This window comes from Cryobacterium sp. PAMC25264 (assembly GCF_019443325.1).
GTDB lineage: Bacteria > Actinomycetota > Actinomycetes > Actinomycetales > Microbacteriaceae > Cryobacterium.
In genome coordinates, this window is the sequence record NZ_CP080383.1 from 1,203,841 (window position 1) to 1,215,913 (window position 12,073).

14 protein-coding genes and 1 pseudogene are annotated in these 12,073 nt (G+C 71.0%); 5 read left to right on the forward strand and 10 right to left on the reverse strand.

All coding sequences use genetic code 11. The features are described from left to right. Positions 1–30: 30 nt before the first annotated feature. The 4 genes from KY500_RS05485 to glp form a co-directional block, all read right to left on the reverse strand. The gene (locus tag KY500_RS05485; protein ID WP_219902669.1) at positions 31–486 is read right to left on the reverse strand and encodes a molybdenum cofactor biosynthesis protein MoaE; all 456 of its coding nucleotides are present in this window, start codon (positions 484–486) and stop codon (positions 31–33) included. Continuing rightward, positions 476–1,099, reverse strand: a complete 624-nt coding sequence (locus KY500_RS05490; protein WP_219902670.1) for a molybdenum cofactor biosynthesis protein B — start codon at positions 1,097–1,099, stop codon at positions 476–478. Before KY500_RS05490 ends, KY500_RS05485 begins: the two co-directional genes overlap by 11 nt. Continuing rightward, positions 1,096–1,524: a cyclic pyranopterin monophosphate synthase MoaC gene (moaC, locus tag KY500_RS05495; RefSeq protein WP_236900905.1), complete on the reverse strand. Its 429-nt coding sequence runs from the start codon at positions 1,522–1,524 to the stop codon at positions 1,096–1,098. Before moaC ends, KY500_RS05490 begins: the two co-directional genes overlap by 4 nt. Before the next feature lie 136 nt (positions 1,525–1,660). Beyond that, on the reverse strand, positions 1,661–2,950 hold the full coding sequence (gene glp / locus KY500_RS05500) for a gephyrin-like molybdotransferase Glp (protein ID WP_219902672.1): 1,290 nt from the start codon (positions 2,948–2,950) through the stop codon (positions 1,661–1,663). Between the two features lie 153 nt (positions 2,951–3,103). Here glp and KY500_RS05505 point away from each other — a divergent pair, with 153 nt between their 5' ends. After that, positions 3,104–3,475: a dihydrofolate reductase family protein gene (locus KY500_RS05505; RefSeq protein ID WP_219902673.1), complete on the forward strand. Its 372-nt coding sequence runs from the start codon at positions 3,104–3,106 to the stop codon at positions 3,473–3,475. A 46-nt stretch (positions 3,476–3,521) separates the two neighbouring features. After that, positions 3,522–3,761, forward strand: coding sequence for a MoaD/ThiS family protein (locus KY500_RS05510; RefSeq protein ID WP_255579822.1), 240 nt, complete (start codon positions 3,522–3,524; stop codon positions 3,759–3,761). A 24-nt stretch (positions 3,762–3,785) separates the two neighbouring features. On the opposite strand, the gene KY500_RS05515 is transcribed toward KY500_RS05510, so the two are convergent. The 3 genes from KY500_RS05515 to KY500_RS05525 all read right to left on the reverse strand — a co-directional run bounded on the left by KY500_RS05515 (position 3,786) and on the right by KY500_RS05525 (position 6,158). After that, positions 3,786–4,823 carry an alkyl sulfatase dimerization domain-containing protein gene (locus KY500_RS05515; protein WP_219902674.1) on the reverse strand — a complete coding sequence of 346 codons (1,038 nt, stop codon included), beginning with the start codon at positions 4,821–4,823 and terminating at the stop codon, positions 3,786–3,788. 32 nt (positions 4,824–4,855) lie between these two features. Next, complete coding sequence (locus KY500_RS05520; protein WP_219902675.1) at positions 4,856–5,683, reverse strand: MBL fold metallo-hydrolase; 828 nt, start codon at positions 5,681–5,683, stop codon at positions 4,856–4,858. A gap of 73 nt (positions 5,684–5,756) precedes the next feature. Continuing rightward, the gene (locus tag KY500_RS05525; protein ID WP_219902676.1) at positions 5,757–6,158 is read right to left on the reverse strand and encodes a cupin domain-containing protein; all 402 of its coding nucleotides are present in this window, start codon (positions 6,156–6,158) and stop codon (positions 5,757–5,759) included. Between the two features lie 227 nt (positions 6,159–6,385). Here KY500_RS05525 and KY500_RS05530 point away from each other — a divergent pair, with 227 nt between their 5' ends. Then, a complete protein-coding gene (locus KY500_RS05530) occupies positions 6,386–6,727 on the forward strand; it encodes a carboxymuconolactone decarboxylase family protein (RefSeq protein ID WP_219902677.1) in 342 nt (113 codons plus the stop codon). A gap of 51 nt (positions 6,728–6,778) precedes the next feature. Here the strand turns inward: KY500_RS05530 and KY500_RS05535 are convergent, their stop codons facing one another. After that, positions 6,779–8,065 (reverse strand): ThiF family adenylyltransferase, encoded by a 1,287-nt coding sequence (locus KY500_RS05535; RefSeq protein WP_255579823.1) that lies wholly within the window; start codon positions 8,063–8,065, stop codon positions 6,779–6,781. Between the two features lie 111 nt (positions 8,066–8,176). On the opposite strand from KY500_RS05535, the gene KY500_RS05540 reads away from it, so the two are divergent. After that, complete coding sequence (locus KY500_RS05540; RefSeq protein WP_219902678.1) at positions 8,177–9,550, forward strand: aminotransferase class V-fold PLP-dependent enzyme; 1,374 nt, start codon at positions 8,177–8,179, stop codon at positions 9,548–9,550. Beyond that, positions 9,547–10,043: pseudogene (gene sufU / locus KY500_RS05545) on the forward strand (Fe-S cluster assembly sulfur transfer protein SufU). Before KY500_RS05540 ends, sufU begins: the two are co-directional and overlap by 4 nt. A 101-nt stretch (positions 10,044–10,144) precedes the next feature. On the opposite strand, the gene KY500_RS05550 reads toward sufU, so the two are convergent. Both KY500_RS05550 and KY500_RS05555 read right to left on the reverse strand, forming a co-directional pair. Beyond that, positions 10,145–11,074: an N-acetylglucosamine kinase gene (locus tag KY500_RS05550; RefSeq protein WP_219902679.1), complete on the reverse strand. Its 930-nt coding sequence runs from the start codon at positions 11,072–11,074 to the stop codon at positions 10,145–10,147. After that, the gene (locus KY500_RS05555) at positions 11,071–12,015 is read right to left on the reverse strand and encodes a 1,4-beta-xylanase (RefSeq protein WP_219903304.1); all 945 of its coding nucleotides are present in this window, start codon (positions 12,013–12,015) and stop codon (positions 11,071–11,073) included. The genes KY500_RS05550 and KY500_RS05555 overlap by 4 nt, the downstream gene beginning before the upstream one ends. Positions 12,016–12,073: the final 58 nt, after the last annotated feature.

Sequence of the window (12,073 nt, forward strand, 5' to 3'; positions counted from 1 at the left end):
AACAGTTGCCAGCGGCCCGGGGCGGTGGGGTCAGCCGAGCGCGGCGACCCATTCGGTGCTGCCGTCGGTGAAGCCCTGTTCCTTCCAGATCGGCACCCGGGTCTTGATCTCGTCGACCAGGGCCGCGCAGGCGGCGAAGGCCGCTGCGCGGTGGGCGGAGGCTACCGCGCAGGCCAGCGCGATGTCGCCGATCCCGAGGTCGCCGACCCGGTGGGCGGCGGCGATCCGGCAGCCGGGGTGGGCCAGGGCCACGTCCCGCACGACGTCGGAGAGCACGGCCTCGGCGCTCGGATGCGCGCTGTAGCGCAACCAGGTGACGCCCCGGTCCTCGTCGTGGTTGCGCACCACGCCCGCGAACGAGACGACGGCGCCGGCGGCCGTGTCGGCCACGGCCGCCGTGCATTCCTCCACGGTGATGGGGGTGTCGTCCACGCGGGCGAACAGCACGGTTCCCTGAGCCAGGGCGTCGGGGATGTCAGCGGTCATGGTGCGGGCCCTTCGTCAGTGGTGCTGCGGGTCTCGCTGCGTGCGCTGCTGCGGGCGGCGCACCGCCGGCGATGATTCGGGTGTCGTGGTCCAGCCCGGCGACCTGGTCGAGCAGGTGGTCGAGAATGTCGGCGAGCACGCCCAGGCCGTCGCGCACCCCGCCCGTGGAGCCGGGCAGGTTGATCACCACGGTACGGCCGCGCGCGATGCCGGCGTGACCGCGGGACAGCACGGCCAGCGGGGTGGACGCAGCACCGCGGCGGCGCAGTTCCTCCATGATTCCGGGGAGTTCCCGGTCCAGCAGCGGCAGTGTCTGCTCGGGGGTGCGGTCGGTGGGGCTCACCCCGGTGCCGCCCGTTGTGATGACGAGGTCGAGGCCCGCCTCGATGGCGGCGGCCAGGGCGTCGCCCACGGGCTCACCGTCCACCACGACGGCACGCTCGAGCACCAGCCAGCCCCGGTCCTGCAGCCATGCGTCGATGACCGGACCGGTGCGATCGGCGTACACCCCCGTCGCCGCCCTGGTCGACGCCACGATCACCTGCGCGGTCCGCCGCACGACGGCGCTCCCGCCGGAACCCCCGGCCGGCTCCGGCGCAGTGGCCGGGGTCATTCGAGGCTCCAGTCGCCACTCTTGCCGCCGGATTTGGCCAACACCCGGATGTCGGTGATGACGGCGTGCTTGTCGACGGCCTTGATCATGTCGTAGAGGGTGAGGGCGGCCACCGACACGCTGGTCAGCGCCTCCATCTCCACGCCGGTGACCCCGGTGGTCTTCACCGTCGCGGTGATGACGACCCTGTCCAGGCCCGGCTCGAAGTCGATGGTCGCGCCCGAGATCGGCAGCGGATGACAGAGCGGGATCAGCGCCGAGGTCTGCTTGGCGCCCATGATGCCCGCCACCCGGGCCACGGCGAGAGCCTCACCCTTGGGGAGTGTGCCTGCCACCACGAGGTCGATCACGTCGGGCCGGGTGATGAGGGTGGCGGTGGCCGTGGCGCGCCGCTTGGTGACGGGCTTGTCCGTCACATCCACCATCAGGGCCGCGCCGTCGGCGCGCACGTGGCTGAGCCGGGGCGATGTCTCGTCGGCCGGGCTCGCGTCCGCGCCCGTCCCGGTGACGCCGTCGGTGTTGCCATTCGTGTGGTCCCCGGTGCCGGAGAGGGGCGTGCTGTCAGTCATCGATACTCCAATAGTTCACGGGCTCTCCCGCGGCGGCCCTGTCGAGCCCGACGGGAAGGTGCACCAGCACGGTCGCTGCCGCGTAGGAATGGAGGAGGTGCGAACTCGGACCGCCCACCAGCTCGAGCGTTCCGTCCGGCCGCAGGATGCCGCGGCGCAGCTGGTGCTTGCCGGCCGGCGATTCCACCGCGGTCGCCAACGGCGCGCGCAGCAGGGCCCGCTCGGGCCGGGGCAGGCCGGCCAGGGCGCGCAGCAGGGGGCGCAGGAACACCTCGAAGGAGATGAGGGCGCTCACCGGGTTGCCGGGGAAGGAGACCACGGGCACCGGAGCGGTGGCATCGCCGTCGGCAGCACTCGGGCGGGCGATCTCGCCGAGCCCCTGCGGGCCGCCGGGCTGCATGGCCACGTGCAGGAACTCGACGCCGAGAGGGCCGAGCGCGTCGCGCACCACCTCGCGGGCACCGGCGCTCACACCGCCCACGGTGACGATCAGGTCCACTTCTGGCGCCGACGTCAGGAGCGCGAGCAGGTCGGCGGCATCGTCCGACGGGCAGGGCCGCGCGACCACAGTGCAGCCCGCATCGTGCAGGGCCTGGGTCAGGATCACGCTGTTGGAATCGTAGATCTGCCCGGCGGCGAGCGGCTCGCCGGCCGCGCGGATCTCGTGGCCGGTGGCGATGAGCAGCACCCGGATGCGCCGGAGCACGGTGATCTCGGTCACCCCGGTGCCCGCGAAAACCCCGAGCTGCGCGGGCCCGAGGTGGCTACCGGCCGGCAGCAGCAGTTCCCCAGCGGCCACATCGCTCCCGGCGGGCCGCACGAAGGTGCCGGCGGCCACGGGCGCAGCGAATGACACCGTGCCCGCCGCCGCCGGGGGCAGGAATCGTGGCGGGTCGGCCTGTTCGATCGGGACGACCGCATCCGCGCCGGGCGGAATCGGCGCACCCGTCATGATGGGCGCGGCGGTTCCGGCCCGCAGCGGGGTGCCGGTGTCTCCGGCGGCAATGCGGTCGGCGACACAAAGCGTGACCGGGGTGCCGCCGGCGGCCGCCGACAGATCGCCGGAGCGTACGGCGTAGCCGTCCATCTGCGAGTTGTCGAAGGGCGGCAACGACACCGGCGAAGCCACGGCGGCGGCGAGGGTGCGCGCACGAAAACCGTCGGGGTCGGCGATGAGCCGCTCGCTCGAGAGGGTGAGGGTCTCCACGGACCGGGTCTGGAACAGCGGTGCGAGAAGCGTCGCCACGGCCTCGCGGTGCTGCTGGATCGTGCGCGCGCTCATGGCACCATCTTGCCGCACCCGGGGCGGATGACGGCATCCGTGGCCGTGCCCCCGCGAAGCGACCTGGACCCGGCGTATTCTGCTTCGGACGCGTGGGGCCGGGGCGGCCGGGCGGAAGGTGCCGGCGGCGCGGCCGGGAAGGGCAGGCAGGGCATGGGACGGCTTGTGGTGCAGGAGTGCGTGACCGCCGACGGGTTCGCGGCGAACTCCGACGGCGAGTTCGCCGCCTCCGAGCTACTCGAGGGCGGCACCGCCGAATTCGACCGCAGCCAGACGGAGTGCCTGTGGGGGAGTCTCGCCCTCAGCCGGGCCTTCTTCGCCGCGGGCGAGGTCGACGAGGTGAGGCTCGTGGTGATGCCCGTCGTGATCGGCTCCGGCCGCGGGGTCTTCCCCGACGACATCGATCCCACGGTGCTCGATCTCACGAGCGCCCAGGTCTTCGACACCGGCCTCGTCGAGCTGGTCTACCTGCTGCGGCCCGCTCCTGACGTGGTGACCCGTCGTAGGCTGGAGCCACGAAAGTGAACAGGCCGGGGAAACTCCACCCGACCACGACGAAGGGTCCATCAGTATGCAGGTGCAGGTTCGGTACTACGCCGCCGCGAAGGCGGCCACCGGCATGGCCGAGGAGACCCGCCGGCTGCCGGCCGGGGCTACCATCGGCGCGTTCCTCGACGACGTGGACAGCACCTCGCCCGCAGTGTTCGCGCGCTGTTCCTTCATCGTGAACGGCGTGGCCACCACGGACCGGGCCCGGGTGCTGGACGACGGCGACCGGCTGGACGTGCTGCCGCCCTTCGCCGGCGGCTGAGGCGGGCCCGCCCCGAGCGGCCCGCTACGGAGAGACGACGGCGAAAGACGGATCCGGCGCGTCGAGCAGAGCGAACAACCGTGACAGCACCCCGGTGTCACCCGTCATGTCGACGCCGCTGAACGAGCCGCTGGCCACCGCCTGAGCGAGGCGGGTGCGGCTGATGCGCACGTTGAGGTCCGCGGCGCGGGGTTTCTGCATCGGATAGTGCACCAGGGCCCCGTGGCTCAGCTCCAGGCGATACAGGTCGCGGGTGTCGGTGATCACCCAGTTGATGGCGAAGCTCTCGTTCCAGGCTCGTGGCCCGACCACCCGGATCGCGAGGGTGTCGAAGAGCTGGGTGACCGTGAGGGCGCTGAGCAGCCCACCTGCGCTCATGTCGTTCCGGCCGATTCCGTACCGCAGTTCGTTGGCGCCGGTGAGGAAGACATTCCGCCAGGTGGCGTTCTCCGCGCCGAGGCCCAACCGCTCAAGCCCGTCCGCCAGGAGTTCCCGGGCCGCGCCGTCGCCGGGGTCCGCGAAAACAGCGTGGCTGGCCAGCTCGACGGCGAAGCGCAGGTCTCCTGCCTCGAGATACCGGCGGGCGTGCTCGAGCGTGGCCGCCACACCGCCCATCACCTCGACGTACCGGCTGGCGGCGGCGGTCGGCGGATGCTGCCACAGGTGGGCGGGGTTGCCGTCGTACCAGCCGAGGTAGCGCTGGTAGATGGCCTTGACGTTGTGGTTCACCGAGCCGTAGTACCCCCGGGTGTGCCACAGCGTAGCGAGGCTGGGCGGCAACTCGAAGTCCTCGGCGATCTCGATGCCGGTGAGCCCCTGGTTCATCAGCCGCACGGTCTGATCGTGCAGGTACGCGTAGAGGTCCCGCTGTTCGCCGAGGAAGTCGATGATCTCCCGAGTGCCCCAGGTCGGCCAGTGATGCGAGGCGAACTCGACATCCGACCGGTGCCCGAACAGTTCGATGGCCTCGCCGATGTACCGTGACCACATGCGCGGGTCACGCACCTGGGCGCCGCGCAGGGTGAGCAGGTTGTGCAGCGTGTGTGTGACGTTCTCTGCCATGCAGAGCGCACGGTGGTCGGGGAAGTACAGGTTCATCTCCGACGGGCACTCGGTGCCGGGGGTGAGTTGGAAGACGATGCGAACCCGTCAAGCACCTCCTCCTGACCGGTCTGCGTGATCTCGATGGTGGGCACCAGCAGTCCGATCCTGCCCGTTGAGGCGCCCGGACCCAGGCCGATGCCCACCCGGCCCGACGCGCTGCGGGCCAGCGGATGGCCGTCGTAGTAGTAGCCGCGGCGGAACATGGCCGTGCCGGCGTAGACGTTCTCGGATACGGCGTTGTCGAGAAAATGCTCGGGGGCGGCCACGGGGATCGCGGAGTCCGGCTCGGCTACCCCGAGCACGCCGCCGAAGTGGTCGACGTGCGCGTGGGTGTAGACGATGGCGGTGACCGGGCGGTCTCCACGGTGCCGGCGGTACAGGTCGAGCGCCGCTGCGGCGGTTTCGGCCGAGATGAGCGGATCGATCACGACCACCCCGCGCTCGCCCTCGACGAAGGTCACGTTCGAGAGGTCGAACCCCCGCACCTGGTAGATGCCCTCTGTCACCTCGTAGAGACCGTGCTTGGCGGTGAGGGCGCTCTGGCGCCAGAGGCTGTCGTTGACGCTCTCCGACCCCTCGCCGGCCAGGAACGACAGGCTGTCCATCTCCCACACCACCCGTCCGTCATCCGCGCGGATGACCAGGGGCTCGATGCTGCCCAGGAAGCCGCGGTCCGCGGCCACGTCATCGGCTGTGTTGTCGGCCGTGCGTGCCTTGCCGGGGTGAACCGGGATGCTGCCCGTCGTGCCGTCTCGTGTGCCGCCATCGTCCATGATGACTACCTCCATCGCTGCAGGCAGGGCTCGATCGAGTCCCACTGCGCACACCATAACCGGATGGGCTCGTGGGCACAGTGGGCGTGACGCGTACGGATCACACTGCCGCGAAGGGTTACCTCCCCGCGTAGTCCTCGTCGGTGATGTGCTCGAGCCAGACGGTGGTCGTGGCGGGATCGTCGGCGGATTCGAGCATGGCAATGTGCTCCATGAAGCTCTCCTGCGAGGCAGCGTGGAAGTGTTCTTCGCCAGGCGGGGTGTAGAGCGTCTGGCCGGGGTAGACCTCGATGACGCTCCCGTCGCGGGTGCCGAAGCGGGCCACGCCCTGGGTGACCCGGAGGTACTGGCCGCGCGCGTGGGAATGCCAAGCCGTGCGCGCGCCGGGGGCGAATCGCACGACGACGACGGTCATCCGCTGGTCGTCCGTGTGCGGGGTGGCGACAGAGTCCAGCCACACGTCACCGGCGAATTGAGCGGCCGGATTCTTGACGGTGGGTGTGCGGGGTTCGATCTGCATGATGGTTCTCCTCGATGGTGCCCTGGTGGTTCTGGCGATGCTCGCGGACGCCCGGGGGTGTGCCCGAGGTCGCCCGCCGTCGACCCTAGGACACCCCGGGCCGGTGAGGAACACCCTGTCAGTACCCCCTCCAGCAGGGACTCCCCGAGCGAGCGCCGATGCGATGTCATGGTGATGGGCGCACGCCCTGCCGCACGACACACTCACCACGGCCGAAGGAAACGACAATGACCGACAGCAGCACCAGCCAGCACCGCACGCAGGTCGGCGGCGGACGCCGAGCCCTGGGCGACTTCTCGCCCAAGCTCGCCGCCCTGACCGACGATGTCCTCTTCGAGGATGTCTGGAACCGCCCGGAGCTGTCACCGCGCGACCGCAGTCTGATCACGGTCGCCGTGCTGACCGCCGGCGGCGACACCGAGCAGCTCGCCTTCCACCTCGACCACGCCGTGAAGAACGGTGTCACCAGGGTCGAGCTCATCGAGGCCATCACGCACGTGGCGTTCTACGCCGGCTGGCCCAAGGGCATGGGCGCGATGAACGTCGCCCGGCGCGTGCTCGGGGACTGACCGACCGGCAAGAGAGAAGCGCCGGGCCACTGATCCGGCCGCCGCGTCTGATCAGTAGCGGGGTTTGGCCGGTTCGATCCGCCGAACCCAGTCGTCGATGCCGCCCGCGAGGTGGGTCACATCCGACCAGCCGTTGTCGAGCAGCACCCCGCGGGCGTACTCGGAGCGGGTGCCGTGGTGGCAGTACAGGATGACACGCGAATCGGGCTCGAGCACCTGCCGGGCGCTCTCGGTGAGCAGCTGCGCCATGGGCACCAGCGCGGACCCGTCGATCGCGACGATGTCGCGCTCCCACGGCTCACGGATGTCGACGAGCACGAAGTCGGCGGTGCCGGCCGCCCGGGCCGCGAGCAGGGCGGCCAGCTCCTCCGAGTCGATCTCCTCTGGCGTTCCCGAGCCCGGGCCGGGCTCGGGGGCGGCGGCGGGGTGGGAGTGGCCGGGAACCTGGCTGTGGCTGGTGTCCCTGGTCACGGCTGCCGCAGGCCCGTCTTCTGCAGCTGCGTCTTCACCATCCGCGTTTTCAGCGGGCTCGGCGTCAGCGGAAGGCGCATCGGCCGCGTCGCTCGGCGTCGGCGCCGAGCCCGAATACGGCACCTCGCGCCAGGAGGCATCCAGGCCGTCGTGCACGAGCAGCCGGCCGAACAGAGGTTCGCCGAAGCCGACGATGAGCTTGAGGGTCTCGGTGGCCATCATGGAGCCGATGCTCGCGCACACCGAACCGAGCACACCGGCCATCGCGCAGGTCTCGGCCTCGTCGGGGCCGGGGGTGCTGGGGAAGAGGTCCGCCAACCGGGTGCCACCCCGGGGGCCGTCGACCCAGAAGGTCGTGACGAGCCCGTCGAAGCGCAGGACCGAACCCCAGACATAGGGCTTGTGCAGCCTGGCGGCCGCGTCATGCGCGAGATGGCGAGTGGCGAAGTTATCGGTGCCGTCGACCACGATGTCGTAGTCGTCCACGAGCTCCAGCACATTGGCCGCCGTGAGCCGGGTCTGGTGCGCCACGACCTCGATCAACGGGTTGTGTGCGCGCAGGGCGGCGGCGGCGGCCTCGGCCTTGGGCTGGGCGAGGTCGGCCATGGAGTAGATCGTCTGCCGGTGCAGATTGGACACCTCGACGCTGTCGGAGTCGACGATGCCGATCGTGCCCACCCCGGCCGCGGCCAGCGCCGTGAGAACGGGGGAGCCGAGACCACCCGCACCGATCATGAGGACCCGGGCGACGGCAAGGCGCCGCTGGCCGAGGTCGCCGACCTGGTCGAGGGAGAGCTGTCGGGCGTAACGCCGGCGCTGGTCGGCGGTGAGCGGCGGCCCCGGTGAAACGAGGGGAGCGTGCGGCATGGCGGGCCTTTCTGCGGGGTTCCAGCCTAAGCCTCGCAGGCGACGGCTCGGCCGCCGGAGCGGATACCACGCACCCTGCCACCCGGCAGCGGCGGAACGGTACCCTGGAGTATGACGTTCGTTGCACCCCCGGCTTCCTCGCGTGACCAGACTCCCCGTACCGGCACGGCCGGCGCGGACAAACTCGGGGCCGCCAAACTCGTCGCCGACACCCTCAGCGCCGACGAGGTCCTGCGCATCCGCAACGACTTCCCGGTGCTGAACCAGCAGGTCAACGGGCATCCGCTCAACTACCTCGACTCCGGCGCCACCTCGCAGAACCCGATCAGCGTGATGGAGGCCGAGCAGGAGTATTACGAACAACGCAACGCCGCCGTGCACCGCGGCGCGCACACCCTGGCGTTCGCCGCCACCGAGGTGTTCGAGGCCGCCCGCACCACCGTCGCCGCGTTCGTGGGCGCCCGGGAGAACGAGATCGTCTGGACCTCCAACGCCACCGAGGGCGTCAACCTGGTCTCCTACTCCTTCTCGAACGCGTCCCTCGGGCTCGGCGGCCCCGCCGCCGCCCGGTTCCGGTTGGGTGCCGGCGACGAGATCGTCGTCACCGAGATGGAACACCACTCCAACCTCATCCCCTGGCAGCAGCTGGCGTTGCGCACCGGCGCCACCCTGCGGTTCATCCCGGTGCAGGACGACGGCACCCTCGACCTGGCCGCCGCCGCCCAGATCGTCAACCCCCACACCCGGCTGCTCGCCGTCACCCACGCGTCCAACGTGGTGGGCACCATCAACCCGATCGAGGACCTCGTCGCCCTCGCCCACGGTGTCGACGCGCTGGTGTTCCTCGACGCCTGCCAGTCCGTGCCGCACCTGGCCATCGACCTGGCCGCCCTCGACGTGGACTTCGCGGTGTTCTCCGGTCACAAGATGCTCGGCCCCACCGGCATCGGCGTGCTCTACGGCAAGGCCGAACTCCTGGCCGCTATGCCGCCGTTCCTCACCGGTGGGTCGATGATCACCACGGTCGACATGCAGACCGCCGAGTTCCTCGCGCCGCCGCAGCGGTTCGAGGCGGGCACCCAGCGCATCTCCCAGGCCATCGCCCTGGCCGCGGCCGTGGACTACCTCGCGCACACCGGGATGGACCGGATCCGCGCCCGGGAGGCCGAGCTCGGACGTCGGCTCGTGGAGGGCGTCACAGCCATCCCGGGCGTGCGCCTGCTCGGCCCCGGCGTCGGGGTGGAGCGCATCGGCCTGGCCGCCGTGGATGTCGCCGGCGTTCACGCGCACGACGTGGGCCAGTTCCTCGACGAGGCCGGCATCGCCGTGCGGGTGGGCCACCACTGCGCCCAGCCGCTGCACCGCCGTCTCGGCGTCACCGCGTCCACCCGGGCCAGCACCTACCTGTACACGACCGACGACGAGGTCGACCAGTTCCTGGCCGTGCTCGCCGAGGTCGCCCCGTTCTTCGGAGTCACCCGATGACCTCCTCCGCCATGCAGCAGCTGTACCAGCAGATCATCCTCGACCACGCCAAGTCGGCGCACGGCTCGGTCACCGAACTGCCGGCACTCGACGCCGACGCGGCCACCGGCGCATCCGGCACCGACCTGCGCGTGGCCCAGTCGCACCAGGTGAACACCACCTGCGGCGACGAGGTCACCGTGCGCGTCGCCCTGTCTGGCAGCGGTGCGGATGCCCGGATCGACGGCTTCACCTGGCGCGGGGCGGGCTGTTCGATCTCGATGTCCTCGGCGTCCGTGCTGCACGACACCGTGCTGAACACCAGCGTCGCCGAGGCCGAGGCCATGCTCGACCTCTTCCGGGAGATGCTGCGCTCGCGCGGCACCATCGAACCCGACGAAGAGGTCATGGGCGACGCCGCGGCCTTCGCCGGGGTCTCCAAGTACCGGCCAGGGTCAAGTGCGCCATGCTGCCCTGGGTGGCGTTCGAGGCCGCCCTGCTCCAGCTGCGCTAGGCGCCCGCCCCCTCGGGCTACCCGCCGCATTTCCCCGCCCAGGGGCGCTCAGGGCGCTCAGGACCGGCGGTGAGAACCGGGTGATCAGACGGGCGGGGCGGTCAACCGATCGAGGTGGCCAGGCGGTCGCGCAGGGCGCTGGTCGGAGCCAGCCGCGGCAGGTACTCGGCACCGTCGAGGGCGTTGGCGCCCGGCGGTCGGATGTCCACCTGCGGCCAGATGCTTCGCAGCCCCCGTTCGAACCGGACCGCGATCTCCGGCGTGCGCAGCACCCCGCCGATCCCGCACACCACGGGGTCGGGGCGGTCGGCCTGGCCCACCCGGCGCAGCCCGGTGGCGGCCGAGAGCACCAGCTCGGCAGCCGCGTCGTCGCAGATACGCGCGGCAACGGCATCCGTCGCCGTCAGTTCGGTGACCCGCCGGGCGTAGGCGGCGATGCGGCTGACCCGCAGCGGATCGGCCTGCAGATCGAGGTAGGCCATCTCAATGTTGGGAAAGTCGTGCCGCATCACGGCGCTCAACGCCGTGGCCGGCCCGCGCCCGTCGTAGGCGCGCATCACGGCATCCAGCGCCGCCCGGCCGATCCAGTAACCGCTGCCGGCGTCGCCGATCAGGTTGCCCCAGCCGTCGATCCTGGCCACCTCCGTCGAGCCTACCGCCAGGGTGACGACGCCGGTGCCCGCGGCGACCACCACGCCGAGCTCGTCGCCGAGGGCGCCGAGGTAGCTGGTGACGGAGTCGTGCGCGAGGAACACCTCGTGCACCCCGTGGCTCGCGCCCGCTGCCCGCAGCTCGGCCGGGTCGGTCTCGGCCTTCGAGAATCCCGAGATGCCCGCGCTGACGGTGAAGATCGGTTCGTCCGTCGTCGAGGCGACCTGGGCGACGACGTCGCCGAGCTGCGGGACCAGGGCGCTGTCGGTGCGGATGCCGCCGAACTGGAACTGGACGGCCTCACCGGTGGCGCTGTGCAGCCGGGCCCGGATACCGGTCTGTCCGGCGTCGATGGTGAGGGAGCTGGCGGGGGCGCTCATGGGTGGTCCGTTCTTGCAGCTGGTGCGGGGGGAGTGAGGGCCCGGTATGTGCGGGCCAGGAACGCCGCGGCCGGTTTGCCGTAGACACAGTAGTCGTCATTCTGCGCCGCGGCGTCTGCCGGGTACAGGGTGGCGGGCCAGTCCCAGAGCATGAAGCCGCGCATCCATTCTCGCCGATCGGTGGCCGCGAACATGTCCTCGTAGTAGCGCAGCTGCTCGGCGCCGGACGGTCCACCAGACAGGGACCAGTCGTTGGGCTTGGCAGGCGAGCCGGTGCGGCTCGGGCACCCCGCCTCCATGAAGAAGAACGGCTTGCCGCTGGCGGTGACCACCCGCTCGATCCGGTCCAGCTCCAGGTCCCAGCTCCCGATCGGGTAATACCCGCTGGATGTGATGACGTTCACGGCGTCCCACCAGGTGACGTGGTCCTCCTGGAACTTGTCGCAGTTGTAGGTCACCAGGCCGCTGTACACCTCGCGCACCAGGGCGATGAGCGTGCGCCAGCGGGCGTCCTGGCTGTCGGCGCGTACCATCTCGCAGCCGATGCAGAGCATCTCGGCGCCCTCCTCCTCGGCGAGCCGGGCCGCGTGCAGGATGAACGCCGTGTACGACCGGAACCACTCGGTCCAGCCCGGTTCACCGGGAACCTCCCAGTCGAAGAATCCGATGTAGGCGCGCCAGGTGCCGTCGGCGCAGTTCACCACGGGCTTCAGGCAGACCTGCAGCCCGTGGGACTTAGCCTCTCTGATGGCCCAGCGCACCTCGTCGTCGGTGACCGTGGGTGCCTCGCCGAACGGGATCTCCTCCGACTGGGCGGTGTCCTGTACGGCCGCGTAGGCCACCGCTGTCCAGTTGACGCCGAGGTCGGCCATGAGCCGCATCGAGTCGGCGGCCGCGGCGGTCGCCCATTCTCCGCGCACGCCGGTCCAGCCCCAGGTCATGCCGCAGACCGGCTGGGCCAACACGTCGCCGGCCAAGACGGATGCGGAGGCGCCGGAG

What these genes read in the sequence shown, in the direction of transcription:
- KY500_RS05485 (WP_219902669.1), bottom strand. Translation starts at nt 486, where the DNA reads ATGACCGCTGACATCCCCGACGCCCTGGCTCAGGGAACCGTGCTGTTC.
- KY500_RS05490 (WP_219902670.1), bottom strand. Translation starts at nt 1,099, where the DNA reads ATGACCCCGGCCACTGCGCCGGAGCCGGCCGGGGGTTCCGGCGGGAGC.
- moaC (WP_236900905.1), bottom strand. Translation starts at nt 1,524, where the DNA reads ATGGTGGATGTGACGGACAAGCCCGTCACCAAGCGGCGCGCCACGGCC.
- glp (WP_219902672.1), bottom strand. Translation starts at nt 2,950, where the DNA reads ATGAGCGCGCGCACGATCCAGCAGCACCGCGAGGCCGTGGCGACGCTT.
- KY500_RS05505 (WP_219902673.1), top strand. Translation starts at nt 3,104, where the DNA reads ATGGGACGGCTTGTGGTGCAGGAGTGCGTGACCGCCGACGGGTTCGCG.
- KY500_RS05510 (WP_255579822.1), top strand. Translation starts at nt 3,522, where the DNA reads ATGCAGGTGCAGGTTCGGTACTACGCCGCCGCGAAGGCGGCCACCGGC.
- KY500_RS05515 (WP_219902674.1), bottom strand. Translation starts at nt 4,823, where the DNA reads ATGGCAGAGAACGTCACACACACGCTGCACAACCTGCTCACCCTGCGC.
- KY500_RS05525 (WP_219902676.1), bottom strand. Translation starts at nt 6,158, where the DNA reads ATGCAGATCGAACCCCGCACACCCACCGTCAAGAATCCGGCCGCTCAA.
- KY500_RS05530 (WP_219902677.1), top strand. Translation starts at nt 6,386, where the DNA reads ATGACCGACAGCAGCACCAGCCAGCACCGCACGCAGGTCGGCGGCGGA.
- KY500_RS05535 (WP_255579823.1), bottom strand. Translation starts at nt 8,065, where the DNA reads ATGCCGCACGCTCCCCTCGTTTCACCGGGGCCGCCGCTCACCGCCGAC.
- KY500_RS05540 (WP_219902678.1), top strand. Translation starts at nt 8,177, where the DNA reads ATGACGTTCGTTGCACCCCCGGCTTCCTCGCGTGACCAGACTCCCCGT.
- KY500_RS05550 (WP_219902679.1), bottom strand. Translation starts at nt 11,074, where the DNA reads ATGAGCGCCCCCGCCAGCTCCCTCACCATCGACGCCGGACAGACCGGT.
- KY500_RS05555 (WP_219903304.1), bottom strand. Translation starts at nt 12,015, where the DNA reads ATGACCTGGGGCTGGACCGGCGTGCGCGGAGAATGGGCGACCGCCGCG.